We start from the raw sequence: 25,475 nt of genomic DNA, 5'->3' as shown, positions 1-25,475 counted from the left end.
TGACGAGGTTCTTTTACTTGAAAAACTCGTCAGCCTTTTTCTTTTTAACATTACATGCGTTGTTCAATTGAACAATATTGATTCGTAAAATGTTATGCAAAAACGCAACTGGAAACTATCAAAAAATTCACAAAAACACTCATAAAACACAGCATGTTAACGCTCACTGTTCTCACAATGCATTATTGCAATAAAAGTGAGCTATATTACAACTCTTCGTACATACCGCACACTAAAATGAACACCGTTAATTCAAATAACGATGACCTAAATGCGTGAGTTTTCATCGCGAAAATAGCGCGACTTAAAACGTTGCGCACGAGGTCTCACTCAAGGGAGAACCACATGACAGTCAAGATTGGTATTAATGGTTTCGGTCGTATCGGTCGTCTCGCATTCCGTCGTATTTTTGAGCTTCAAGCTCGCGGCGGTCAAGCAGGTGACATCGAAGTCGCAGCCATCAACGATCTGACCACCCCTTCGATGCTCGCCTACTTACTCAAGTATGACAGCACCCACGGCACATTCCGCCACGATGACGGCACCCCAGTTGAGGTAACCTCCACCGAAGACGCAATCGTTGTAGATGGCAAGACTTATAAGGTTTACGCCGAAAAAGACGCAAATAACATTCCATGGGTTAAGAACGACGGTGTTGAATTCGTTCTCGAATGCACCGGTTTCTACACTTCTGCAGAAAAGTCCCAGGCTCACTTGAACGCAGGTGCTAAGAAGGTTCTTATTTCTGCTCCTGCTAAGGATGAAACCACTCCAACAGTTGTGTTCGGCGTTAATCACGAAATCTTGAAGGCTTCTGACAACATTGTTTCCGCTGGTTCTTGCACCACCAACTCCATGGCTGCAATGGTGAAGTTGCTTCAAGACAACTGGGGAATCAAGTCCGGCTTCATGACCACAATTCACGCCTACACCGGCACTCAGATGATTCTCGACGGTCCACGCGGCTCTAAGCCACGCAATAACCGTTCCGCAGCTTGCAACACCATTGAGCACTCCACCGGCGCTGCTAAGGCAATCGGCAAGGTTGTGCCAGAAGTTAACGGCAAGCTCCAGGGTCACGCACAGCGCATTCAGGTTCCAGACGGCTCTGTTACCGAGTTGACCACTGTTCTTGAGAAGCCAGCAACCACTGAAGAAATTAACGACGCTTTCAAGAAGGCTTTCGAAAACTGCGAGTACTTCGGTTACAATGCAGACAGCATCGTGTCTTCTGACATCATCGGCGACACCCACGGTGGCGTTTTCGATCCAACTCAGACCGACGTGAACACTGTTGACGGTGTAACTTTGGCTCGTACCGTTACCTTCTACGACAACGAGTACGGCTTCACTTCCAACATGATTCGCACTCTTCTTTACTTCGCTGAAATCTCCGAGTGATTTCGCTAAGCATCAATCAGCAATAGCTGGTTGTGCGAATATTTAATATATAAACCCCTTGTGCTGCTTTCTAAGCTCCACAAGGGGTTTATATGTTTAATATACACTAAGTCAACAGTCGGTATAGCATATCATGTAACACAATTTGACAGTTGAGTATAAGGCACGGTAACAAAATGAGTAAAAAACATGCAGAAACCGGAAAAGCAACTCCAGCTATTGCGCAACTCGAAAACGCAGGCATCACCTTCCGCATAGCGCAATACGAGCATGACGCTGATCACATGGACGACGGCTATGGAATTGAGGCTGCTGAGAAGCTAGGCGTAAGCGCAGCTCAAGTTTGCAAAACTCTTATGGTTGACACTGGTGAAAAGCGAGTAGTTGGAATTGTTCCAGTAAACGGACGTCTCAATATGAAAGCAATTGCAGGAGCAGTACACGCAAAGAAAGCAAGTATGACAAGCCCAGAAGTTGCGCAACGAGAAAGCGGCTACGTAGTTGGCGGAATTTCACCATTCGGACAAAAAACGCACCATGAAACAGTACTAGATAGTAGCGTAATGCAATTTGATGAGATTCTTGTTTCTGGAGGAAAACGAGGATTGGACGTAGTTCTTAATCCTCAAGATATCGTAACATTATTAAACGCAACTGTAGCTGATATAGCAGCATAAGCAACATAAGCTTTATTACTGCAAATATTGCTACTAACAAGTGATTACTCGCACGAGATTAGTACGTTGACAAATATAACGTCTTGGCAACGTGCGATAATCCCTAAGGTTGTTCATTAATCGTTAAGGAGTGCATTATGGGTATGCGTGGCCGCAAGCGCAAGGCGCGTCGTAAAAAAGCAGCGAATCATGGCAAAAGACCAAATGCTTAAGCTATAAATTCGCTTATACATACTGTAAAGCCCACGTCAATCGTGGGCTTTTTCGTTTTAGCATACTTTTATTCACCACAATAATCAGAAAGTTCACGTTTAAGTTGCATGCGAGCGCGGTTAAGTCTGCTCATAACAGTTCCTATTTTTACGCCTTCTTCTTGGGCAATTTGTTTATAAGATTTACCTCGAATAGCGACTTCAATAAAAACTTTTCTACGCTCAGGCGGCAACTTACTAAGCGCAGCAATAATCTCTTGTGGAGCAAACCCTTCTAAATATTCTTGTTCAGCAGAAAGCATCCCTTTTGCGCAATGATTAGAAGCCTCATAGATATCCCAATCATTGTAGTCGCCAGTTTCATCGTTAGCACGTTTAGGGCTTCGTTTTGCTTTCGCGTACTGATTAAAATACAAATTTCGTTCAATCCTGTTAATCCAGGCAGCAAAATTCGTGCCAGGCTGAAAAGTTTCAAAAGATTTAAGAGCGCGCTCAAAAGTATCTTGCACTAAATCTTGCGCATCCTGCGCATTTTGCGTAAGACGCATAGCTTGAGTGTACAAAGGATCAACGCAAGTAGATACAAGTTGTTCAAATCTTTTGCGTCGACTTTCCATTGCAGAACTTTGCTTAGTATCTACTAAACGATCACTAAATAAGCGAGCATTACAATTTTTTGCATTTTGTTTTTTAACTCTTACGCTTTTAGAGCACATAACATTTGTCTTCTCGATTTGCTCACTCATATAGTCAATAATACTTTTACTTTGCACATATCGCTACTGATTTATCGTATTGCATAGTGTAGCGCAGCGCGAGATGGTAACACATCGCAGCACAATAACGCAGCGCGGCATAGTGTGACATTGCGTGACATTGCGGTAGTATTGTGACTATGCCAACTCATATTCAAGAATTGTTAAATGCTTTAGATTTAGCACCTAAGCAAGATGAGAATACATTACTTGCTGAATCATGGTTACTTGGTTTCGACACTGAAACTACAGGTGCAAATATTGGTAAAGATGCCATTGTTTCTGCAACTCTAGTATTACGCAATCCTGAACTAGCTCACGCTGGAGATGTGGTATCAACTTGGTTAATTAACCCTCATCAGCCTATGAATCCTAAGGCAAGCGAAGTAAATGGTTTCACAGACGAATACCTTCAAGAACACGGCGGAGAGCCTGAAGAAGAACTTGAATTCCTTGCACGTGCAGTAAGCATGGCTCAAGCTAAGAATATTCCACTACTTGCTTATAACGCTCCATTTGATATTGCAATGTTACGTCACGACTTGAAGCATTGGCATCTTACTGCGCTAGAAGAACGCGCAACTTGTTCAATACATGCACTAAACGCTAATGACATTCTTACTGTTGACCCTCTTGTTATCGATAGGGCTGTTTCTAGAAGATCCGGCAAGCGTACTCTCACTATTACATCTCAGTTTTACGGGGTTGAACCAATCGGAGATTTCCACGATGCTACAGCAGACACAGTTGCAGCTCTTGATTTGATTGCTCCAATGAGCAAACTATATGAGTCAGTAAGTTGCATGAGGCTGAATACTATGATGGATTGGCAGCGCGAAGCTTATATTAATTGGCGAGATAGCTTCAATCAATGGCTGCAATCTCACGGACGTGAGCCTATTACTGGAACATGGCTATAAAACATTTGGTGAAAAGAAGTAAATTATGATCATGCATAACACGTTGTCACTAGCAAACGCAAGTGAAATTTTGCAACACTATGGATTGTTACGCGAAATGATTCAATATGGTAAAGCAGAAGATACTAATACTGCTAATGGTGCTAATACTAAAGAAAAAACTATAGACTCTACTCATTCTCGCAATGAAATATGGTCTTTAAATCCGTATTATTTCCCAAATATTGATGCAGATAAGTGCTTTACTAACGCAACTTACGATACTCGCGATATTAAATCTGGAACACTTCTGTTTATTAAAGGCAATTTTAAGTCGGAATATCTTTTAGATGCAGACAACAAAGGACTTACTGCATATGTTGCTGAACAAAGCTACGCACAATACACAAAAGCTGTTGGTTTAATTGTTACGGATGCTAAAAAAGCAATGAGCGTGCTTGCAGCAGCATTCTTTGGAAATCCACAAGAAAAACTCACTATTGTTGGAATTACTGGAACTAAAGGCAAAACAACTACAGCCTACTTTACTCACGCTATCCTAAACTCCCATTCGCACGGTAAAGCAGCACTGTTTTCTTCAGTAGATAATTGCGTAGACGGAAAAAATTACGTTGAATCTAATTTAACTACTCCTGAAAGTTTTGATGCTTTCAAAATGATGCGCGAAGCTGTAGATAACGGCATGAAGTATCTTGTTATGGAAGTTTCTTCGCAAGCTTATAAGGTGAATCGCGTATACGGTCTTAAATTCGATGTTGCAGCATTCTTAAACATTAGCCCAGACCACATTAGCCCTATTGAGCACCCAACTTTTGAAGATTACTTGTATTGCAAACGACAAATTATTGCAAATACTAAGCGTTTAGTACTAAATTCTGATACAGATCACGCAGATCTTCTTTTACAAGATGCGGAACGCAACAATGTGCTCGTAACAACTTTTGCTCGCATTAAAAAAGATGAAATAGAAGGCGATGCTTGCGAAAATGACAATTTCGATGATCTTGACGACGATCGCATAAATTATTGCGCGCCTGCTAACGATGACGATTACACGGAATTACTTACTCCTGACTACATTGCAATGCCAGTAGAAAATAGTGAATCACATTGCATCGCTATGCGAGACTCAAGCGAAGACGACGACTATGAAGATAACGACTACGAAGAAGACGTGCACTACTGCCCTATTGACGAATTCGCATTGTCTATTGCAGGAGATTTTAACTACGAAAATGCTTTAGCTGCAATCGCTATTGCAGGAGAATTGGGAATTAATCAGGATACTGATTTACACGCACTACACGCTATTGAGAATGTGAAAATTTCTGGACGCATGGAAGTTTTCAAAGACACGCACTCAAACATGATTGCGGTTGTCGACTATGCGCATAACTACATTTCTACAAAATCAGTTCTTGACTTTGTAGAAGAACGCTACGGCAAATTTAATCCTCGAATTACGCTAATAACTGGTTCCACAGGAGATAAAGCTGTCGACCGTCGTAAAGAAATTGTTGAAGCCGCGCAAAACCGCATAGAACAGTTTATTTTCACTACTGAAGATACTGATACTGAAGACGTAATGCATATTTGCGAGGATATGCAAAGTTATGTTACGAACCCAAATGTTTCTTCACGCATTATTATCGACAGAGCTGAAGCAATAGAATGCGCTTACAACGATGCAGCAAGTAGCGAACAAAAAAATGGAAGATTAAACATTCTTCTTGCTATCGGTAAGGGCGATGAACGTTGGATTAAAAACAAACGAAAGCATGTGCCGTATGAGGGTGATTCATTCGTAATAAAGCGTCTTTTTGGTCTGTAATACGCTTATGCGAAAGTATGAAAATATACGAATAAAATAAACGCAATTACTACATAAACTAACTAACAAGCTAGCTAACAAACTAAATAACAAACAAGTTAAATAACAAATTAAAACAAATGAAGAAGATACAAATGAAGAATCAACGATTTCAACCTGTGTTACTCGGTAGCGATATAAACGCATACGGCATGGCTCGAGCATTCCATGAAGAATATGGCATTACTTCAATTGCTTTTGCGCACTTCCAACTTTCACCTACGAAATTTAGCAAAATTGTCGATGTGAGAATTGTTCCAGGCTTTGGAGAACTTCCTACATTCCGCAATACAATGCTTAATTTTGCTAAATCATGGCATCAAGAGCATCCTAATACCAAACTTCTGCTTATTCCTTGCGGCGACGTATATGCGAACCTTCTAAGCCAATGCGGTGATGAATTGCACGAATATTTTGCTTTCCACACATTGCCAAATTCGCTCAATCGCCAGCTTAGCCTTAAAAGCTCATTCTATAAAACTTGTGAAAAATACAATCTTCCTCATCCAAAAACTAAAGTTGTAAACGCTCAAGAAGTAGCAGCGCACGCTTATGAAGATTTGCCATTCAGCTTCCCTATTGCTATGAAACCAGCGAATAGCACTAAATGGCTTGATATTGATTTTGAGGGACGTAAAAAAGCTTTTATTATCAATACTCCGCAAGAACTTGATACTCTTATTCAACGCTCGTACAAAGCTGGCTACGATGACGAAATGATTTTGCAAGACTTTATTCCTGGAGACGACAGCCGCATGCGTGTGCTAAACGCTTACGTTGATAGCAATCATCATGTGCGCATGATGTTTCTAGGACACCCTCTGCTGGAGGATCCAACTCCAGAAGCGATTGGCAATTATGCAGCTATTATTCCAGACTACAATGAAGAAGTTTTCCAAAATATTAAAGCATTTTTGGAAGATATACATTACGTTGGCGTAGCTAATTTTGATATGAAATACGATGAGAGAGACGGAAAATATAAGCTTTTTGAAATCAATTTACGCCAAGGCCGTTCAAGCTATTTCGTCACTTTAAACGGATTTAATATTGCTAAATATTTTGTTGAAGATTTAATTGACCATAAGCCTTTTGACGGAAATACTGTGTTCGGTCGTGGAGAAAAGTTGTGGATGGAGATTCCGCGATCGATATTTTGCAATTATGTAGCAGAAGGCGATGAAAAGAAGCGCGGTCTTAATATGATTCGTCGCGGCGATTGGGGCACTACGCTAGAATATAAAAAAGATATGAATCTGCTACGCTGGTTGATGATTCGTCATATGTTTTCAATTTACACAAGGCGTTACGCAGAATTTTTCCGCAATAAAGCGTGAAAATTATTACGTAACTTTGAAGGGAATATGAGACAATGAAACGTCCGTTTTTTGCTGTACTTGGCGGCATGGGCACACTTGCAACAGAAAGCTATATTCGTTTACTTAATAAAGAAACGCATGCACATAACGATCAAGAGTTTTTAGATTATGTGGTATTCAATGATGCTTCTGTGCCAGATAGAACAGCATATATTGTTGGCGAATCATCCGAAAGCCCATTCCCTACTCTTGCAGACGACATAGCTAAAGCAACTGCGATGGGTGCTTCATTTATTGTGCTCACGTGCAATACTGCGCATTACTTTTACGATAAGTTCCAAGCACTTACCGACGTGCCAATTATACATATGCCGCGTGGTGCTGTAGCTGAAGTTTCTAAACGTTACCCAAAGTCTAAATGTAACCGTATTGGATTCTTAGGTACTGCAGGGTCGCGTAAAGCTGGAGTGTATCAGCGCGCTATAGAAGAAGCAGGATACACATTCGTAGCACCCGACGACGATTTACAAAAACGCATTACATCACTTATTTATGATGATGTAAAAGGCACAGGTAATCTTAATTTACGCCGTTACGAGTCCGTTTTAAGCGACATGCTTGACCCTGCAGGAGCGTGCCGTTGCGACGCACTTATTTTGGGTTGCACAGAATTAAGCGTACTTAATGAAGCTTTTCCTCTTCCGCAAATACCGTTAGTTGACGCTCAAGCAGTACTTGTAAAAAATACTGTAGAAAAAGCTAAATCTTTGCGAATGAAGTAGCAGAAATAGCTTAATTTTCAGGACTCGTCAATATTCGGGTGAATTGCAACGCGCTGATCTTTAGGCTTTTTTAAATCCGGATTCACATGCTCAACAAGCATTGTGCGAGCATCTCCTGCCGTAACAAAGCTTCCGCAAATAAGCACGCCGTGACCGTAGCCCACGCCAAGCTCATCGTCTTCATCAACAAGATTCACAGCCGTTTGAATAGCATCCGGAAGCTCGTCAACGCGAATCACACGATCCCTGCCAAACACGCCTACAGCAACCTTTTCAAGATCTTCCGGATCCATTACACGGTCCCGCCAAGAATTACGCGTAACAATAATCTTCGTCAAAATAGGTTCAAGAACACCCAAGTATTCTTCAACTTGCTTATCTGCCATCATTGCCACAACGCCAATAAGCTGCTCAAAATGATAGTTTTCTTCAATAGTTTCACGAAGAGACTCGGCAGCATTCACGTTATGTCCACCATCAATAATGATTGTCGGCGAAGTACGAACCTGCTCAATACGCCCAGGAACCTTAACCTGACTTAAAGCCTCTGCAACTAAATCGCCATCCAAAGCACCACTTACAGGCAGCACAACCTCTGCAGCGGCAAGAGCTGCCAAAGCATTATGAGCCTGATGCTTGCCAAACTTGTCAACCGGAACATCCTCATAAGTGCCAAGAGGTGTACGCAAAGTAACAACCTGTCCACCAACTGCAGGAGTACGAGACACAACTTCAAGTTCGCCATCGCCATAAGAAGAATCGCGCAATAATGTAGCATGGTTGCGCTCTGCAACTTCCTTAATAATTGGCAAAACCTTAGCTTCATGCGGCTGAGGACCCAAAATAACAGTGCAATTTGGCTTAATAATACCAGCCTTCGTGCGAGCAATCTCTTCAACAGTGTTTCCAAGCCATTGCATGTGATCCATATCAACCGGCCCAATAATTGCAGCATCAGCATTCATAACATTAGTGGCATCCCATTCGCCACCCATGCCAACTTCCATAACAGCAACATCAACAGGAGCGTCCGCAAAAGCCCAAATTGCCATGGCTGTAAGCACTTCAAAAAAGCTCATTTTTGGCTTACCGTCAGCTTCCATGCGAGCGTCAACCATGTCGATAATGTCTTTCATTTGATCCCACACATCAACGAACTGATTGTCACTAATTTCCTGTCCGTCAATCATAATGCGCTCGTTTACGCGCTCCAAATGTGGAGAAGTATATAATCCGGTTCGCAAACCGTATGCTCGACAAATTGACTCAGCCATTCGAGCAGTAGAACCTTTGCCGTTCGTACCAGTTATGTGAATAACACGCATAGACTGCTCTGGATGACCTAAAATATCGAGAATAAGACGCATGCGATCCAAGTCGAGATTAGTTTTATTGTGTTCTGGAGCTCGACTCATAATATTGCGTTCGATATCAACAATTCGCTCATTATTGCGATTTGGATTTTCAATAGACATAACTACTCCCCCTAATTTTTACGCTCGCTTACTCATTTTCCAACAATCTAGATTAGTTGATACCAACAACACACGCATATAAATATGTTGTGACAATATTCACATAGCAAAAGCGTTTTATACGCACTTTGTAAATTGCGTATAAAATCTTGCTATTTTGCACTAAAAAACTCGCATAAAACACTAAATAAGACTATGTTAGTTTATTGACTGTTTATTTACTATTTGTATAATTTGCGCAAGCAAAAATTAACAAGCAAAAATTAAGGAGTCTCATAATGGCAGAATATACGCCAACTGAGCACGGCGAAGAGCTAAAAGCTGACGGCACGCAAAAGGCAGAAGATCGCGTAAATAACCGTTCACTTCGTCCAAACAGTGATTCTTTTAAAGATTTTATGACGAATAACTGGGATAACCAGGAGCCAGAAGTTAAGGCTCTTGAATCTAGCAAGTACATTCCAGCTCGTTTAGAGGCTCTTTCAAAGCGTTTCCCAGGCGAACGTTTAGTTATCCCTGCAGGACAACCAAAGGTGCGTAATAACGACTGCGATTATGCTTTCCGTCCAGACACTACATTTGCTTACTACACTGGCTTAGGTCAAGACTATGAGGCTGGTGCTGTGCTTGTTATGGAACCGGTTGAAAAAGATAGCGAAGAAGCAAAAGACGGTAAAAATCATACGCCAGAACTTTTTGTAGCTCCACGCGCAGATAACAGCACTTCAGCATTTTACAAGGATCCTCACTACGGAGAATATTGGGTTGGTCCTCGCGCAGGCTTAAAAGAACTTAAAGCAATGACCGGCATTGAAACGCGCGATATTGCAGAACTTGACGACGCTATTGCAAAGAACGTAAGCGACGACGCTAATGGCGAAGGCATTCGCGTGCGAATTGTTCGAGAAACCGATCCTGAGCTTACTGCAAAAGTTGAAACAATGCGAGAAGCAAGTGGATTTACTGATGAAGATGCAAACACTTGCGCAGACGATAAATTGCACGAATTCGCTGCAGAAGCACGAATGCTTAAGGACGACTACGAAATTCGCGAAATGCGCAAAGCTATTGCCGCCACAAAACTTGGTTTTGACCGCATGCTTACGCGTTTGCCTAATGCTTTGGGTCATGAGCATTCCGAGCGCATGATTGAGGGTGCTTTTAATTCTGTTGCTCGCGAAGAAGGCAACGAAGTAGGCTACGACACTATTGTTGCTTCAGGCAAGCATGCGCCAATTTTGCACTGGATGCGCAACACTGGCGTTGTTTCCAGCGGAGAATTGCTACTTATTGATGCCGGCGTTGAAGTTAACAGCCTCTACACTGCTGACATTACACGAACTTTCCCAACGAACGGCAAATTCACTGACTTACAAAAGAAGCTTTACCAGTGCGTTCTTGACGCTCAGCAAGCCGGTTTTGAGGCTGCTAAACCAGGTGCAACCTACTCCGATATTCACCATGCTTGCATGCGCGTTCTAGCCGAACACTTGCACGAATGGGGAATTTTGAAAGTTAGCGTTGAAGAATCACTTTCGCCAGAAGGTCAACAGCATCGTCGTTGGCACGCTTGCGGCGTTGCTCATCATCTTGGTTTGGATGTGCACGATTGCGCACAAGCACGCTACGAGTTTTATCAGGGCGCAAAAATTACTCCAGGAATGATATTCACTATTGAGCCAGGATTATACTTTGCAGCTAACGATTTGATGCTTCCTGAAGAAATGCGCGGAATTGGAATTCGTATTGAAGATGATGTGCTAATGACTGAAAGCGGTCCAGAGTGGCTTTCTATTGACATTCCAAAGCAAATCGATGATGTAGAAGCATGGATGGCTGAACAAGCTCACAAAAGTGATATTTTTCAGCATTAAGCAATAAATCAAAATAATAGAAAAATATAATAAAAAAGAATAATAATAATATAGTACGCCAGCATAAGCTAAGTTAAACGTACGCAATATAGCACTTATGGTGCGCTCTATAGAAACGTAACACGCATTGCGCATATTACTTATCGAAAGGGCGCACCATAATTGTTTATGTAGCATTTTTACAAGCAAAATTTGCATCAAAATGCTTTTGAAGAAGCGAGAAGATATTTAGTAAAAAGTATAGCTCTACAAACTTGCTGCACTGACGCGTGCGAAAGGAATATTATGACTAAGCCAATTGTTCTTTCACTCGGCGAACTTTTATGGGATTTGCTCCCACATGGAAAACGTGTTGGAGGAGCACCAGCAAATTTTGCATATCATGCACAGTGTCACGGAGCGCAAAGTTGCATGATTAGCGCTGTTGGTCAAGACCAACTCGGCGATGAGCTGATTGACAAAGTGAACAAAGCTGGCATCGCTTCAATTATTCAACGCAACGCTTGGCCAACAAGCACTGTAGAAGTAACACTAAAAAATGGAATACCAGAGTACACTATTCTGCGAAATATAGCATGGGATCATATTCTTTACACTCGAGAACTCATTGATTTAGTAGAACGAGCAGATGCAGTATGCTTTGGCACTCTAAGCTTACGTTCTCAAGAAACTCACGACACAATTTTGCAATTGTTAAAGCATACTAAGCCTGGAGCAATGAAGTTCTTCGATATTAACATTAGAAGCGATCACTACTCTAAGGATCTTATCGACACATTACTTCAAGAAGCAACAGTATTTAAGCTTAACGATTCGGAACTATTCTTATTACGCGATATGTTCAATATTCGCGACACTTCAGACGAGGAAGCTTGCAAGTGGTTCCAAGCTCGTTACGGACTAGATTATGTGATTCTTACAGGCGGCTCTACTTTTAGTACGATTACTACTAGCACTGGAGAAAGCTCAACTATCCCAACTCCACACGTTGAAGTTCTTGACACAGTTGGTGCTGGAGACTCGTTCTCAGGAACATTTGCAGCGCATATTCTTAAGGGAGAAAGCTTGCAAGAGGCGCATCGCGCAGCTGTTAATACTGCAGCATTTGTGTGCACTCAAGAAGGAGCATGGCCTAAGTATCCAAAACAAATACCAGATTATTTGTCAATGGCAGAAAATAACAAATAAAACAAAAAATAAAATTTAAATTATAAGATGCAAAAATGCCACTTCATAAATCATAATGAAGTGGCATTATTAATATCTTGTGGGGCCTCAGGGGCTTGAACCCTGGACCGACGGATTATGAGTCCGCTGCTCTAACCGACTGAGCTAAAGCCCCACGCTAACAAAGTCAGCAACGACTAGATTAGCACATACCCATAAACGTCGCCAACTCAGTGAGTCGAATTTTTGACCTTGCTTAGGATTACTGAGCTTGAAATCCCGATGGTTTCAAGCTCGGTCAAAACCCAAACAAACAAAAACAAAACCCAACACAAAACCACACCAACCAAAATCTACCTCCGTCAATAACGACGAAGGCAGACCTCGCTTGCGTTGAAAGCATACCGTGCTTTCAACCTGAGCAAGCTCGACGCTCTGAAGGAGCTTGAAATCCCGATGATTTCAAGCTCGGTCAGAACGTCCAGATGCGAAGTTATCAAGAGCACCAGTTTTGCGCAAAGCCAAATACACAAACCACACAAGCACTCCAGAAAGCAACAATCCACTAATAAGCTCTGTAATCATATGAATCGTAATATAAGTAGGAGCTTTAGCCTGATACTTAGTGAAGCTTAAGAACACACCATACTCAAAAGCCACAAGCAAACCAGAAAGAGCACTCAAAGTCAAATTAAACTTTCGCAAACGGAAAATTAAGAACGGAATCTCCGCAAACACACCCTGCAAAAGTGCGGAAATAAGCGTATCTCGCATATTAAACGGAGTTCCAAGAAGCACCTGTACAAATGCTGCAACAACATTTACATACACTGCAGAACCTGGCTTACGAATAAGCAAAACTGCAAGAGTTCCAGACAAATACCAAACACCATGCGTGATGCTTGCAAAACCAGGAAGAACAGCTGCATTCAAAGTACGAATCAAAGGAATAAACACCAAGCCATAGCCATACAAGATAACGCCAAAAACAGCAGCAAGAGCAGCACCTAATGCGATATCTGCAACACGCCAACGCATGCTTATAACCCTATTAATACTAGAAGCAGCATTACTATCCACTTGATCCGTTACACAATTAGATGATTCTAACCCATTATTATTTGTATTGAAAATATCGCTCATAGGAAATCCTTTTTAAGCTGCTGCGCATTGTAAATTACTGAATTGAATACTTCCTGACCTACGCAGCCCGGGCAGAAGTACCAATGAGAAAGTGTATCACCTCTAAAAAGCACAACATACCTTTTGTGATATTTAATACATTGTCAGATCTTATATCGATTTATAGAAAAAATATATGAAAAACTAATTGCTGCGCAAAATACGAAAAATAGGGTAAGCGGCAAAAATAGAAATACGAAAATCGGGTTATAGGCCAAAAAGTGTGTAAAGCTAAGCTGATGAGTATTCTGTGGCATAAACTAGTCTCAGCACTGTTAAAAACTCAGTCAAGTATCTTAAGAAAGTAACGGTCATATGTTACTCGCGCAGTACGTAATCTGCGTTAACAACAGATAAGCGGGGTTATATGTTACTGGTGCAGTACGTAATCTGCGTTAGTAACAGCCTTTGACGATTTATTGTTAAATACTCAGCTAATACATGCTTCGAACGCCGCTTAACATAAGAAATAACCCACATTCGATATACTGCGAGCCTTACTGCTATAAGGGTTATGAGCTTATTTTTACACACTTTTTGTCCAGGTGGCGAATGTGCAGAAAACAGATTCGATTACCGCAAAACCCTTGTATTGCAAGGTCTAAGACATGATTTCTTACACACTTTTTGGCCTATAACCCCGAAAATCAGAAATACAAAAAACGAAAAACGCCGCTGAAAACCCAGCGGCGTTGTAATTTGTACCCCCTAAGAGAGTCGAACTCTTGTTGTCAGATTGAAAGTCTGGTGTCCTAACCGTTAGACGAAGGGGGCTTCGAACCAAACCATATGATATTAACACTCAAAAAAGCAGTACGCAACTCACGGCGTGTTGAGGTTAAGTAGGCTTAATTGCGTGTGCGTTTCTTTTCCTTGACGAAATGCGAGCAAACTAATCAAAATAAAAGAAATTATGCAATTAAGCTACAGGTAGGTGCATGGTGGGAGTGCTTGGTGTGGTGTGGGCAACAGCAATAATGTTAAAGTTCGCTAATCAACGAGTAATCAGCATTTGCAAAGCATTGGTGCAAAGCTACATTAGTAGCGTCTGCAAGCAGTTATTTATACTTTTTGATAGCATAAAACAATGCGTACTAGCATGACTAAAATCATGCGAATTTAACTAAAAGCGTATATTCAAATAACGAAAGTAATCTCATGAGCAGTGAAAATGAAAACGAAAACACTATGCAAGCCAAGCAACGCACTGTATTGTCGTTTGTGCGTCGTTCTGGGCGCTTAGATGCGCGTTTACAGCACGCTCAGGAGAGTTATGCAAGTCAGTACCTATTAGACGTTACTGAAGCTCCTAGCTCTTTTAGATTGCGCGAAAATTTGCGAATTACCTCTGATTGGATTAGCGATAAGTGGGGCAATAATAATCCGCTTATTGTTGAAATCGGTTCCGGTCAAGGCGAAAACATTGTTGCCGCAGCAGAACGTTTGCCGAAAACTAACTTTTTGGCGCTTGAAGTTTACGATCCAGGCATCGCTCACACAATGCTTCTTGCTGGAAAACAAGGTTTAACTAATCTTCGTATTGCGCAAATTAACGCTCCTGATTTCTTCGCTGCGTGCGACTGCGGAGCTTTAGAAGAAGTTTGGACTTTCTTCCCGGATCCATGGCCTAAAATGCGTCATCATAAGCGTCGTATTGTGCAGCCAGAGCTTGCCTCTACAATCCACAAGGCGTTGCGCAAAGAGGGCGTTTGGCGCATTGCTACAGATATTGAGGATTACGCTTTGCACGTGCACGAGATTATGGATTCTCGCGAAGATTTTGCAAATATTGGTGAACTAAGCGTAAGTCTTCCAATTGAGCACGTTGGAAAAGGCACAGCTGACACCGCTGCAACTCTTCCGCACGCAGATTTTAGCGAATCCGAACGCTTTGCTGGTCGCGTTCTTACGAATTTTGAGCGTAAAGGTTTGGATGCTGGCCGCACGATTCACGACTTCACTTATCTTGCGCAATAAATAAAAAGCAGCGAAAGTTGTTAAACAAACGCTGCTCAATTAATTCTTTAGCAAATACAATTTTTAGGAGAACAAGTCACGCGCGGTATTGTCGTTCGGAGCATCCTCTACTTTGATATTCACTTGTGCTGGGCTTAGCAAAAACACCCTAGGAGTTACACGCTCAATAGAGCCACGAACACCAAACACAACTCCAGCAGAAAAATCAACAATACGATACGCAACTGATTCAGTTACACCAGTAAGGTTTAAAACCACTGGAACACCGTCACGCAAAGCACGACCTACCATTTGCGCATCATCGTAAGACTTAGGATGAATTGTAGTAATACGACTCATACGACTAGCATTCGCACGAGCAGAACCGCCACGCAAATCATTACCATGTTGCGACACAGCAGGAGTTACCGAGCGATCATTATCGAATGACGTTTCTTGAACATCAGATTCAGCATAATCATCATCCTCAGGCACATCTGCCATACCAACGTATGACATCACGTTCTTCATAAAGCCAGCCATGAAGCAACCCTCCTCTCGTTACGCTTAACGCAGAAAATCAGGAATATCTAATTCGTCAGGTTCAGCAGTCTGCTGTACAGGAGCTGCAGAAGGAGAATATTGCTGATTCATTGCAGGCTCAAACATAGAAGGCATAGAAGCAGGTTGTTCTACTTGTGGAGCAGCTTGAGCTTCCTCTTTGAAAGATGACGTAGACTGTGCAGGAGCTACAGGCTTAACATCTGCTTGCATATCAACAAACTGACCAGCTTTAGCTGAGGACTCCTCCGCCTTAGGATGGGCATCAAATCCAGCAGCAATAACCGTAACTCGAACCTCATCGCCGTAAGAATCATCCAAAGAAAGACCCCAAATAATTTGAGCTTCTGGATGAATAGCTTTACGAACAAGTTCAGTTGCAGCAGAAGCTTCCTGAAGCTTCAAATCACTTGGACCTGCGATATTAATCAAAGCACCGTGAGCACCCTCAATGCTTTCTTCCAGCAATGGGGAGCTAATAGCGATTTCAGCTGCCTGAGTTGCACGATCCTCGCCCTTTGCAGCACCAATACCGAACAATGCGGTACCTGCTCCGCGAAGAACAGCTGTAACATCAGAGAAATCAACATGAATGTAAGAATTCATGGTAATTAAATCAGTAATGCCTTGCACACCTGCGAGCAATGCAGTATCTGCCGTCTTAAATGCTTCAATAATTCCAATAGTACGATCAGAAATTTCCAAAAGACGATCATTTGGAATAACAATCAACGCGTCAACTTCTTTGCGAAGATTCTCGATACCAAGTTTTGCAGATGCAGCACGTTGCGGTCCTTCAAAACCGAATGGACGTGTAACAACAGCAATAGTCAAAGCACCTTGCTGATGAGCTGCACGAGCCACAATCGGGCTTGCACCAGTACCCGTACCACCGCCTTCACCGCAGGTAACAAACACCATATCAGCACCCTTAAGCGCCTCTTCAATGTCTGATTGATGATCCTGCGCAGCCTTAGCACCCTTTTCAGGGTCAGCACCAGCGCCCAAGCCTCGGCTCGAAGCATCAGATAATGAAATCTTTACATCAGCATCAGAACGCAGTAAATCTTTAGCGTCAGTATTAATGGCCACAAACTCTACATTCTGTAGGCCCTCGCTGATCATCCGATTGACGGCGTTACCGCCGGCACCACCGACGCCGACTACCTTGATGATGGTTTTGTCGTTGAAATTGTCAGTCTGGGCAATCTCGCTCACCGTTATCTCCTGTCACTCACGCACGTTTACACAATATTTTAGCGCAAAACGCTCGATACTGACGACGTTTTCACAATAAACTGAAAAAATGTCACTGTTTTGATAATACACCGTGCTATATGCAAATATGAGCACAAGGTGATTTTAATAGAACATTATCGAAATAATCAGTGCAAAAAAATGACGAAAGCCCTAGAAAACACTAGTAACTTGCATCCATTGGATCATCACCAAATAACGCCTCTCGCTCTTCGTGACTAGTTGTACGAGAATCTAACCACCCATACGGCAAATGAACTTTTTTAGCAAATCTAACTCGCCCACGCGGCGTGTCTAACACTTTTTCTGGCAAACGAAGAGAACCGTCAAGCATATCGAGATTACGTTGAACATCCTCAATCGACTCGCACTCCATAAACGCTTTACGAGTGCCACCACCAACAGGAAAGCCCTTTAAATACCAAGCGACATGCTTACGCAAGTCGTGAACAGCCATACGCTCGTCACCATCATAAAACTCAACTAAAAGCTTCAAGTGACGCAAAATAACGGAACCAACTTCTGTCAAAGTAGGATTCACACGATTATCGCTACCTTCGCAAGCATTGCGAATATCAGCAAACAACCATGGGCGACCTTGACATCCTCGACCGATAGCAACGCCAGCGCAGCCAGTTTCCTTAAACATTGCGAGCGCATCTTCCGCACCCCAAATATCACCATTGCCAAAAACTGGAATATCGAGTGCTTCTACAAGCTCGCCAATACGCGTCCAGTCTGAATGACCACCATAATATTCTGCAGTCGTACGAGCATGCAAAGTTACAGCAGCGCATCCTTCTTCTTGCGCAATATGACCAGCTTGAATAAAAGTTTCATGATTCTCGTCAATTCCAACGCGGAATTTAGCCGTAACAGGGATTCCTGCTGGTTCGCAAACAGAAACAACGCGATGCAAAATTTCTTGCAACAAATCAGTTTTCCAAGGAAGAGCAGAACCACCGCCGCGTCGCGTCACTTTTGGAACTGGGCAGCCGAAGTTTAAGTCAACGTGATCAGCCATGTTTTCGTCGACAACAATTCGAGCTGCTTGCTCTACAATAGAAGGATTTACACCATAAAGTTGCAGCGAGCGCACTTTTTCGCTAGGCGCAAAACGGCATAAACGCAATGCTTTTGGATTTCGTGCAACTAAAGCTCGAGCTGTAATCATTTCTGCTACGTAAAGCCCGTCCGGACCAAATTCGCGGCAGATTACGCGAAATGGCCAGTTAGTGATCCCCGCCATTGGAGATAAAACAACAGGAGTTGCAATATGAACTTTCCCTAAATCCACTGGTTTTATAGAAAAATTCATATTGCTTTAACTCCGTTCACTATAATAATAATTTTGCTTATTAATGCTTAAGCACTACTCAAACGCGTATTAGTATAATCCGCCAGCAGTAGCGATTTGTACAGGCTTAGACTCGTCTTCGCCAGCTTCTTTAGCAATATCCGTAGTACCGTCGGCTGCACGAGTACCAACGATTTCAACAGGGCCTTGCGGATACTTAACACGTTTTTCGTTAATTCGGCTAGCGACGTAATCTGCAACCTTGTCCAAGGAAACACGCTCTTGTTGCATAGTGTCGCGCTCGCGAATTGTAACAGCATGATCTTCTAAAGTATCGAAGTCAACTGTTACGCACAAAGGAGTACCAATTTCGTCCTCACGACGGTAGCGGCGACCAATAGCACCAGCTTCGTCGTAATCGATAACCCAATCATGCTGACGCAAATCTGCAGCCAAATCTTGAGCAACAGCTTGTAATTCTGGCTTCTTACTCAAAGGCAAAACTGCAGCTTTAACAGGAGCCAAACGAGGATCAAGTCGAAGAACAGTGCGCTTGTCAACTCCGCCCTTAGTGTTTGGAGCTTCGTCCACGTCATAAGCATCAACCAAAAATGCCATAAGCGAGCGCGTAAGACCAGCAGCAGGCTCAATAACGTAAGGCACATACTTTTCGCCAGTAGCCTGGTTGAAGTAGCTCAAATCCTCGCCGGAATGCTTAGCATGAGCAGACAAATCGTAGTCAGTACGGTTTGCAATACCCTCAAGCTCTCCCCAATCCGAACCTTGGAAGCCAAATTTGTATTCAATATCGACAGTGCGCTTGGAATAGTGGCTGAGCTTCTCCTTAGGATGCTCATACATGCGCAAGTTTTCTGGCTTAACACCCAAATCCACATACCAACGCACACGAGTGTCAATCCAATACTGGTGCCAAGCTTCGTCGGTTCCAGGCTCTACGAAAAATTCCATTTCCATCTGCTCAAACTCGCGAGTGCGGAAGATGAAGTTTCCAGGCGTAATTTCGTTGCGGAAAGACTTACCAATATTCGCAATGCCAAAAGGCGGCTTTTGACGAGCAGAAGTCATGACGTTCTTAAAATCAACGAAAATGCCCTGAGCTGTTTCTGGACGCAAATAATGCAAGCTATTTTCGTCTTCAACCGGTCCTAAATGAGTGCGAAGCATCATGTTGAAGTCACGTGGCTCAGTCCAGTTTCCGCGAGTACCACAATCTGGGCAAGCAATGTCTTTTAATCCATTTTCTGGCATCTTGTCGCCATGCTTTTCAGCATAAGACTCTTCCAACTTATCTGCACGATGACGCTTATGGCAATTCAAGCACTCAATCAAAGGATCGTTAAACACGGAAACGTGACCGGAAGCAACCCACACCTGTGAAGGCAGAATAACGGAAGTATCCACTCCAACAACATCTCCACGCGTGGTCACCATGTAGCGCCACCATTCGCGCTTGATATTATCTTTTAACGCAACACCGAGCGGGCCGTAATCCCACGCAGAACGCGTGCCACCGTAAATTTCGCCGGCTGGGAACACAAATCCTCGACGCTTAGCCAAGGAGACGACTTCATCAAGCTTTGAAACAGCCACAATACACCTTTTCGTAAAACTAGAAAATTCGGGTGAAAACGTTGCTATTATAGAAAAACCCTGTGACGCTTGTAAAATTGTTAAAGTAATGCAAATTTATAAGTTTGTTGACGCATTATTTGGCGTTGTCTTGTTTTGCTAGATTTGCATAAGATTACGATTTTAAAGGGATTGTTACTATGAGTGAAAATAATAACGAGAATACAAACGACCACGCGAACGAGCACAGAACTAACACGGTCGCGGCGTTGTGCATTGCTCCAAGCGGAGTCGGAGACGAGTTGAGCGAGTACGTGGCGGATGCTGTACAAGTAATTCGCGATTCTGGATTAAAGAACGAAACTAACGCAATGTTCACGAATATTGAGGGCGAATTTGATGACGTTATGCGCGTTGTGAAAGATGCTACGATGACTTTAGTTAGTAAAGGATACCGTACTGGAGTAATACTAAAATTAGATATTCGCCCTGGTTTTAGCAATCAAATTGACGCAAAAAGTGCGCTTGTAGATAAGATTCTCGACAAACGAAATAAAGAAGAATAAAACTAAAATCAAATAATCTCAAAACTCAAAAAAGTTATAATAAAACAAAAGAAAGCAGGAATTTATGCTGCAACTTACGGCAGTTCAGAAAATATTATCCGATTTAGATGAAACCCAAGCAGAACGAGAAAAACAATACAAATACTTTCATCAACATCCTGAACTGTCAATGAAAGAAGATCATACAGCTCAAACAATTATTGATATTCTTAGCGAAGCTGGGATTGAAACAAAGCGAGTTGGAAAAATAGGCGTTGTGGCAGAGATTAAAAACGGCGAAGGTCCTGTTGTTGCTATGAGAGCGGATATCGATGCGCTTCCAATTAAAGAAAATTCAGGAAAAGATTACACTTCAACAGTTAGTGCGCAAGACGAAAATGGCAAAACGGTTGGAGTTTCACACGCTTGCGGTCACGATTTTCATATTTCCAGCCTACTTGGTGCCTTGAAGGCTTTTAATGAGCATAAAGATGCTTGGAAAGGAACGTATATTGGCGTTTTTCAGCCTGGAGAAGAAACAGCTCAAGGCGCAAAAGACTTGGTGAAAAATGGCATTATGAGCATGATTGCAAAGCCTGACGTTTACCTTGGTCAGCATGTGTTGGGCACTATTCCTGCAGGAACAGTCGGTATTCGTTCGGGCGCGTTCTTAACTACTGCAGCTTCGATTCGCGTGCACATTTTTGGTAAAGGTTCGCATGGTTCTATGCCTGAGTTGAGCGTTGACCCGGTGGTTGTTGCTTCGTCAATTGTGCTTAAATTGCAGACGATTGTTTCTCGCGAACTTGCAGCTAAAGATTACGCAATTGTTACAGTTGGCGCGCTTAATGCAGGAAGTAAGTCGAATATTATTCCTGATGATGCCGAGCTTTTAATTAACACAAGAACTTATAGCGAAGATACTCAAAAATTTGTGCACAATGCTATTGAACGAATTGTGCGTGGAGAGTGCGAGCTTGCAAGATGTCCTAAAGAACCAGAGTTTACGTATTATGATTGCTATCCGCTTACAAATAATGATCAGAATGCATCTTTGCGCGTGCGTAAAGCTTTTGATGAATACTTTGGAGAAGATTCTGTAGATATTTCGCGCGCTTCTGCTTCGGAAGATTTTTCTATAGTCGCGAACGCTTTTAAAACTCCTTACGCTTACTGGGGCTTAGGTGGTTTTGCGGATATGCAGAATGCTCCTGGAAATCACAATCCGGCATTCGCCCCAGATTTGCAGCCCACTCTTAATCGCGGATTAGAAGCTGCAGTTGTGGCAGCTTGCGCTTGGCTCACTAGCGAAAAGTAACAAATCTTAGTGAGATACTAGGCGTTTTTTACGCCACCAAACCTGCGGTCGCGATGCGCATAGCGGTCAATCGACCTCCACAGCACTTCGCGGCCGTAATCCGGGAATAGTTCCGGCACAAAATCAAGTTCCGCGTAGGATGCTTGCCAAGGCAAAAAGTTGCTAGTGCGCTGCTCGCCGGAAGTGCGAATCACCAAATCGCAATCTGGAATATCCGGATTATACAAGTGCTCAGCAATCATTTTTTCACTTACACGATCGCCTTTAATTTTGCCATTTTGAATTTCTTTCGCGATTTGCGCGCAAGCATCCGCAATTTCTGCACGACCGCCGTAATTTATGCAAAAAACAACGTCAATAGTTTTATTATTTTTGGTGATTTCTTGCGCTTTTTCCAACTCGTCAATAACAGACTTCCACAATCTAGGGCGCCTTCCTGCCCAACGAACGCGCACTCCCCATTCGTTCATTTGCGCAACTCTGCGGTGAATAATATCCCTAGAAAATCCCATTAAAAAGCGCACTTCTTGTGGAGATCGCTTCCAATTTTCGGTAGAAAAAGTGTATAAGCTTAAGTAACGAACTCCTGCTTCTATAGCTCCTGCAATAACGTCAAAAACTACCGGTTCTGCAGCTTTGTGACCTTCGGTTCGAATCATTCCGCGCTCTTTTGCCCAGCGTCCGTTTCCGTCCATAATCACACCGACATGACGAGGCACTTTGCCCTTAGGAAAATCTGGTATGCGAGAAGGGTCACTAAAAGGAGCCGCTGGAATATCGAGCGACTTATAATCCACGTTTTCAAAAGCCATACTTACGAATGTAACAACCCCATCGAACGAATAGGTCGCTCAAGATAATATTCAGCCCATTGCTGAACGCATCGCATAGTAGAAGAATCAACCGACACTCCGTCAAGAACAGACCAGTTTCCTTGCGCAAGCGCACACAATTGCAAATGCGTCGAAGTAGCACAAACTATTGAATCTGGAGTGTGATCACTTGCACACATCATTCCACCTGCGCAAGGCGAAAAATAGCATAAATCTTCATTTTTCCCACATACAACACAAGCTTGTAGTCGCGGAGACCACCCAGCTAATGACAATGCTCGCAATATATACGACATGCCAATAGCATCAGGAGAATGCTTATGCTTAGACAATGAAAGTAAAGCCGCAGTAAGTAGACGATACTGCCCTAGCGTATCTTGATATTCACGCCTGTATTCATCTGTATATTCGTTAGAAACAAGCAAATCCACAACTTCAAGCATGACGTTTGCATACTCATAGGACGTATAATCTGCACAAATTTCACCAGCATAAGCAGCAATAGAAACAGCCTGCGAGACTACATCCAAAGATTTACCTTGTGCAAGAAGCAAATCAACACGCATAAGCGGCTCAAGACGACCACCAAAACGTGATTTAAGCCTACGAACTCCCTTTGCAACAGCACGAACTTTGCCATGCCGCTTAGTAAGAAGCACAACAATCCTATCCGCTTCACCTAAAGGAAAAGTACGAAGCACAACAGCTTCATCGCGATACAATGGCATAAATCAAACTATATCTTTTTTAATAGTTAGATTAATTACGATCGTTATTTTCCGAATCGTCGTCGCCTTGAGAAGAGCTACCGAAATTAGTAGATTCATCAATATGACCAATAATTGGGAATGACAAATCTGGAATATCTAAACTCAATGGCTTACTCGGCTGCAAATTAGAAACATGCAACTCCGGAATATTAAGCGAAGAATGCTGCGAGGAATGCTGTGCAGAATCTTGAGGAGCAAATGATGGAATTGATTCATCAGGAGCAGGAGCCGCAACAGGCTTAGGCGCAGATGAATTATTGCGATTACGAGCTGCAGGAGTGAAAGAAGGAGGTAGCACAGAAGATTCAGAAGAGTTTCGCATTACTGTAGCGCTTTGCAAAAGCTCGTCATTGCTATCAGTATCGTTAAGAACATTAGAAGGCTTACTTGCAGCAGCATGAGGTGTAAATATTGCGCGCTCAGACTTATTTAACGCTTCAAACGAATCATTAGAATCTTGATTAGCATAATCTACAGGAGCAAAAATGCTTTGTTTATCATGATTTGGCACGCTAGGTATTGAGCGAGGTGCAATCTTAGACAATCTATCCGCAGTGTCTTCATCATCCACAGCATCCTCAACAGGTTTGAATATTGAAGAAGCAGAAGGTGCAGTAGCAGAAGCGGAAGAAGCTGCAGAAGCAGCACTGAAATCAGATGCAGGCTTTATTGAAGGAGCAAATGATGGAACAGGCTCTTCAGAATGGTTATAAGATTCCGTAGATTCTGAAGATTTAGCAGGCTCTTCAGCTTTAGTTACAGGAATAACAGAAGGAGGAACAGAAGCAGGAACAGAAGCAGGAGCAGAATAAGATTCAGATGCTGCTCGAGAGTATGAGGAACTACTATTATCCGCATCAACATACTGTTCTACACGCTCAAAAGATTCCAAGCTGCTAAGCAAACGCACACAAGCGTTTAAATAATAATCAACTTGACGCTCATCATAACCGTGCTTACCGTTTTTTTGCGTAAAAATCACATTAGAAACATAAGCAGAATCAATATCTTGTAATGTTTCTTTGTCCGTTTCCCACTCAAGCTCATGACCAAGCATAAGAGCAATCTTATCTAATGCTTGATCGACCATAATATCCACTTGTTTACGCGCATAAGACGGGTGATGCGAAGAACCACGATCAAAACGATCGCGATAATCTCTTTGAGCATGTTGCAAAAGTTTACGATAAAGCGCTTCTACACGAGCTTTCCATGCAACTCGTCCGCATTGCGCCAATTCTTGCTCAGTGCACTTATCTACTACCGCACGTTCCAAACGCGATAACGCAGCATCAACTTGACCAATAATGTAACCATTACGCTCCAAGTCAAAAGAAACCTCTTGAATATCTTTCTGCGTAAGTCGAGCTTCATCGCTTTCGTACAAAGTGTGAGCACGCTCTAGAAAAGCATTCACCTGTGCGACGTTATATCCTAACTTACGCTTACCCACACGCTCCATTGCTGAAGCATTACGAGCGGTATCAGGTTTCTGAGCCATCGAATATCGACCTCCTGAGCACATGTTCTTATTCAGTATACTGTACGCGATTGTTACGACGCGCGCCACACGTTGCATTCGTACACACCATCATGTATGTTTTTAATTTGTTGCAAACGGGCGATTAGCTCAGCTGGCTAGAGCGCCACCTTTACACGGTGGATGTCGGGGGTTCGAGTCCCTCATCGCCCACTTTCTGCTCTTTATTTGGTT

Annotated in this window: 22 protein-coding genes and 3 tRNA genes; 13 read left to right on the top strand and 12 right to left on the bottom strand. The window is 42.7% G+C overall.

Translation table 11 applies throughout. The features are described from left to right. Positions 1-345 precede the first annotated feature (345 nt). The 3 genes from gap to D0T18_RS07025 all read left to right on the top strand — a co-directional run bounded on the left by gap (position 346) and on the right by D0T18_RS07025 (position 2,290). Positions 346-1,401: a type I glyceraldehyde-3-phosphate dehydrogenase gene (gene gap, locus D0T18_RS04260; RefSeq protein ID WP_004573912.1), complete on the top strand. Its 1,056-nt coding sequence runs from the start codon at positions 346-348 to the stop codon at positions 1,399-1,401. A gap of 176 nt (positions 1,402-1,577) precedes the next feature. After that, positions 1,578-2,078 (top strand): Cys-tRNA(Pro) deacylase, encoded by a 501-nt coding sequence (gene ybaK / locus D0T18_RS04255; protein WP_004105119.1) that lies wholly within the window; start codon positions 1,578-1,580, stop codon positions 2,076-2,078. 137 nt (positions 2,079-2,215) lie between these two features. After that, a complete protein-coding gene (locus D0T18_RS07025; RefSeq protein ID WP_369803150.1) occupies positions 2,216-2,290 on the top strand; it encodes a 50S ribosomal protein bL37 in 75 nt (24 codons plus the stop codon). A 68-nt stretch (positions 2,291-2,358) separates the two neighbouring features. Here the strand turns inward: D0T18_RS07025 and D0T18_RS04250 are convergent, their stop codons facing one another. Next, positions 2,359-2,907 (bottom strand): sigma-70 family RNA polymerase sigma factor, encoded by a 549-nt coding sequence (locus D0T18_RS04250; protein WP_032835266.1) that lies wholly within the window; start codon positions 2,905-2,907, stop codon positions 2,359-2,361. Between the two features lie 278 nt (positions 2,908-3,185). On the opposite strand from D0T18_RS04250, the gene D0T18_RS04245 reads away from it, so the two are divergent. From D0T18_RS04245 to D0T18_RS04230, 4 genes are all read left to right on the top strand, one after another. Then, positions 3,186-3,965 (top strand): exonuclease domain-containing protein, encoded by a 780-nt coding sequence (locus tag D0T18_RS04245; RefSeq protein ID WP_116440629.1) that lies wholly within the window; start codon positions 3,186-3,188, stop codon positions 3,963-3,965. Between the two features lie 25 nt (positions 3,966-3,990). Then, on the top strand, positions 3,991-5,796 hold the full coding sequence (locus D0T18_RS04240; protein ID WP_116440545.1) for a UDP-N-acetylmuramoyl-L-alanyl-D-glutamate--2,6-diaminopimelate ligase: 1,806 nt from the start codon (positions 3,991-3,993) through the stop codon (positions 5,794-5,796). Between the two features lie 134 nt (positions 5,797-5,930). Further along, a complete protein-coding gene (locus tag D0T18_RS04235; RefSeq protein ID WP_081378923.1) occupies positions 5,931-7,172 on the top strand; it encodes a carboxylate--amine ligase in 1,242 nt (413 codons plus the stop codon). Between the two features lie 35 nt (positions 7,173-7,207). After that, entirely contained in the window at positions 7,208-7,936 is a 729-nt protein-coding gene (locus tag D0T18_RS04230; protein WP_103013942.1) for an aspartate/glutamate racemase family protein, read from the top strand. A gap of 17 nt (positions 7,937-7,953) precedes the next feature. Here the strand turns inward: D0T18_RS04230 and D0T18_RS04225 are convergent, their stop codons facing one another. Continuing rightward, positions 7,954-9,411, bottom strand: coding sequence for a bifunctional folylpolyglutamate synthase/dihydrofolate synthase (locus D0T18_RS04225; RefSeq protein ID WP_103013941.1), 1,458 nt, complete (start codon positions 9,409-9,411; stop codon positions 7,954-7,956). A 278-nt stretch (positions 9,412-9,689) separates the two neighbouring features. Here D0T18_RS04225 and D0T18_RS04220 point away from each other — a divergent pair, with 278 nt between their 5' ends. Together D0T18_RS04220 and D0T18_RS04215 are read left to right on the top strand one after the other, a co-directional pair. Continuing rightward, complete coding sequence (locus D0T18_RS04220) at positions 9,690-11,285, top strand: aminopeptidase P family protein (RefSeq protein WP_116440544.1); 1,596 nt, start codon at positions 9,690-9,692, stop codon at positions 11,283-11,285. 285 nt (positions 11,286-11,570) lie between these two features. Beyond that, complete coding sequence (locus D0T18_RS04215) at positions 11,571-12,473, top strand: carbohydrate kinase family protein (RefSeq protein WP_004110445.1); 903 nt, start codon at positions 11,571-11,573, stop codon at positions 12,471-12,473. Positions 12,474-12,553: 80 nt separating this feature from the next. Here the strand turns inward: D0T18_RS04215 and D0T18_RS04210 are convergent. From D0T18_RS04210 to D0T18_RS04200, 3 genes are all read right to left on the bottom strand, one after another. Next, positions 12,554-12,627: transfer RNA gene (locus D0T18_RS04210), tRNA-Ile, on the bottom strand. Between the two features lie 287 nt (positions 12,628-12,914). After that, positions 12,915-13,595 (bottom strand): ECF transporter S component, encoded by a 681-nt coding sequence (locus D0T18_RS04205; RefSeq protein ID WP_004110520.1) that lies wholly within the window; start codon positions 13,593-13,595, stop codon positions 12,915-12,917. A 741-nt stretch (positions 13,596-14,336) separates the two neighbouring features. Beyond that, a tRNA-Glu gene (locus tag D0T18_RS04200) sits at positions 14,337-14,408 on the bottom strand. A gap of 384 nt (positions 14,409-14,792) precedes the next feature. On the opposite strand from D0T18_RS04200, the gene trmB reads away from it, so the two are divergent. Continuing rightward, entirely contained in the window at positions 14,793-15,611 is an 819-nt protein-coding gene (gene trmB / locus D0T18_RS04195) for a tRNA (guanosine(46)-N7)-methyltransferase TrmB (protein ID WP_116440543.1), read from the top strand. 63 nt (positions 15,612-15,674) lie between these two features. Here the strand turns inward: trmB and D0T18_RS04190 are convergent, their stop codons facing one another. From D0T18_RS04190 to D0T18_RS04175, 4 genes are all read right to left on the bottom strand, one after another. Continuing rightward, complete coding sequence (locus tag D0T18_RS04190; RefSeq protein ID WP_004105139.1) at positions 15,675-16,133, bottom strand: cell division protein SepF; 459 nt, start codon at positions 16,131-16,133, stop codon at positions 15,675-15,677. 24 nt (positions 16,134-16,157) lie between these two features. Continuing rightward, on the bottom strand, positions 16,158-17,369 hold the full coding sequence (ftsZ, locus tag D0T18_RS04185) for a cell division protein FtsZ (protein WP_116440542.1): 1,212 nt from the start codon (positions 17,367-17,369) through the stop codon (positions 16,158-16,160). A 202-nt stretch (positions 17,370-17,571) separates the two neighbouring features. Then, on the bottom strand, positions 17,572-18,726 hold the full coding sequence (gene dusB, locus D0T18_RS04180; RefSeq protein ID WP_064621738.1) for a tRNA dihydrouridine synthase DusB: 1,155 nt from the start codon (positions 18,724-18,726) through the stop codon (positions 17,572-17,574). Between the two features lie 69 nt (positions 18,727-18,795). Then, entirely contained in the window at positions 18,796-20,316 is a 1,521-nt protein-coding gene (locus tag D0T18_RS04175) for a glycine--tRNA ligase (protein WP_102703413.1), read from the bottom strand. Positions 20,317-20,495: 179 nt separating this feature from the next. Here D0T18_RS04175 and D0T18_RS04170 point away from each other — a divergent pair, with 179 nt between their 5' ends. After that, a complete protein-coding gene (locus D0T18_RS04170; RefSeq protein ID WP_033888601.1) occupies positions 20,496-20,861 on the top strand; it encodes an MTH1187 family thiamine-binding protein in 366 nt (121 codons plus the stop codon). A 64-nt stretch (positions 20,862-20,925) separates the two neighbouring features. Further along, a complete protein-coding gene (locus D0T18_RS04165) occupies positions 20,926-22,158 on the top strand; it encodes a M20 family metallopeptidase (protein ID WP_116440541.1) in 1,233 nt (410 codons plus the stop codon). Between the two features lie 17 nt (positions 22,159-22,175). Here D0T18_RS04165 and D0T18_RS04160 read toward each other — a convergent pair whose 3' ends face one another. Genes D0T18_RS04160 through D0T18_RS04150 form a run of 3 tightly spaced genes read right to left on the bottom strand, consistent with a single transcriptional unit; the run spans position 22,176 to position 25,262 of the window. Beyond that, positions 22,176-22,970 (bottom strand): isoprenyl transferase, encoded by a 795-nt coding sequence (locus tag D0T18_RS04160; protein ID WP_116440540.1) that lies wholly within the window; start codon positions 22,968-22,970, stop codon positions 22,176-22,178. A gap of 2 nt (positions 22,971-22,972) precedes the next feature. After that, complete coding sequence (recO, locus tag D0T18_RS04155; RefSeq protein WP_116440539.1) at positions 22,973-23,719, bottom strand: DNA repair protein RecO; 747 nt, start codon at positions 23,717-23,719, stop codon at positions 22,973-22,975. A gap of 31 nt (positions 23,720-23,750) precedes the next feature. Next, on the bottom strand, positions 23,751-25,262 hold the full coding sequence (locus D0T18_RS04150; RefSeq protein WP_012913947.1) for a DivIVA domain-containing protein: 1,512 nt from the start codon (positions 25,260-25,262) through the stop codon (positions 23,751-23,753). A 118-nt stretch (positions 25,263-25,380) separates the two neighbouring features. On the opposite strand from D0T18_RS04150, the gene D0T18_RS04145 reads away from it, so the two are divergent. Continuing rightward, positions 25,381-25,454, top strand: a tRNA-Val gene (locus D0T18_RS04145). Positions 25,455-25,475 lie beyond the last annotated feature (21 nt).

It is taken from the genome of Gardnerella swidsinskii (assembly GCF_003397705.1).
GTDB classification, from domain to species: domain Bacteria; phylum Actinomycetota; class Actinomycetes; order Actinomycetales; family Bifidobacteriaceae; genus Bifidobacterium; species Bifidobacterium swidsinskii.
This window is presented reverse-complemented; position numbering and strand designations above follow the sequence as displayed.

Excerpts from the sequence above, each read along its gene's own strand:
- ybaK (WP_004105119.1), top strand. The coding sequence starts at position 1,578 with ATGAGTAAAAAACATGCAGAAACCGGAAAAGCAACTCCAGCTATTGCG.
- D0T18_RS04190 (WP_004105139.1), bottom strand. The coding sequence starts at position 16,133 with ATGGCTGGCTTTATGAAGAACGTGATGTCATACGTTGGTATGGCAGAT.
- D0T18_RS04225 (WP_103013941.1), bottom strand. The coding sequence starts at position 9,411 with ATGTCTATTGAAAATCCAAATCGCAATAATGAGCGAATTGTTGATATC.
- trmB (WP_116440543.1), top strand. The coding sequence starts at position 14,793 with ATGAGCAGTGAAAATGAAAACGAAAACACTATGCAAGCCAAGCAACGC.
- D0T18_RS04170 (WP_033888601.1), top strand. The coding sequence starts at position 20,496 with ATGAGTGAAAATAATAACGAGAATACAAACGACCACGCGAACGAGCAC.
- D0T18_RS04165 (WP_116440541.1), top strand. The coding sequence starts at position 20,926 with ATGCTGCAACTTACGGCAGTTCAGAAAATATTATCCGATTTAGATGAA.
- recO (WP_116440539.1), bottom strand. The coding sequence starts at position 23,719 with ATGCCATTGTATCGCGATGAAGCTGTTGTGCTTCGTACTTTTCCTTTA.
- D0T18_RS04250 (WP_032835266.1), bottom strand. The coding sequence starts at position 2,907 with ATGGAAAGTCGACGCAAAAGATTTGAACAACTTGTATCTACTTGCGTT.
- D0T18_RS04220 (WP_116440544.1), top strand. The coding sequence starts at position 9,690 with ATGGCAGAATATACGCCAACTGAGCACGGCGAAGAGCTAAAAGCTGAC.
- D0T18_RS04150 (WP_012913947.1), bottom strand. The coding sequence starts at position 25,262 with ATGGCTCAGAAACCTGATACCGCTCGTAATGCTTCAGCAATGGAGCGT.
- D0T18_RS04240 (WP_116440545.1), top strand. The coding sequence starts at position 3,991 with ATGATCATGCATAACACGTTGTCACTAGCAAACGCAAGTGAAATTTTG.
- D0T18_RS04215 (WP_004110445.1), top strand. The coding sequence starts at position 11,571 with ATGACTAAGCCAATTGTTCTTTCACTCGGCGAACTTTTATGGGATTTG.
- D0T18_RS04160 (WP_116440540.1), bottom strand. The coding sequence starts at position 22,970 with ATGGCTTTTGAAAACGTGGATTATAAGTCGCTCGATATTCCAGCGGCT.
- gap (WP_004573912.1), top strand. The coding sequence starts at position 346 with ATGACAGTCAAGATTGGTATTAATGGTTTCGGTCGTATCGGTCGTCTC.
- D0T18_RS04235 (WP_081378923.1), top strand. The coding sequence starts at position 5,931 with ATGAAGAATCAACGATTTCAACCTGTGTTACTCGGTAGCGATATAAAC.
- D0T18_RS04245 (WP_116440629.1), top strand. The coding sequence starts at position 3,186 with ATGCCAACTCATATTCAAGAATTGTTAAATGCTTTAGATTTAGCACCT.
- D0T18_RS04230 (WP_103013942.1), top strand. The coding sequence starts at position 7,208 with ATGAAACGTCCGTTTTTTGCTGTACTTGGCGGCATGGGCACACTTGCA.
- D0T18_RS04205 (WP_004110520.1), bottom strand. The coding sequence starts at position 13,595 with ATGAGCGATATTTTCAATACAAATAATAATGGGTTAGAATCATCTAAT.
- dusB (WP_064621738.1), bottom strand. The coding sequence starts at position 18,726 with ATGAATTTTTCTATAAAACCAGTGGATTTAGGGAAAGTTCATATTGCA.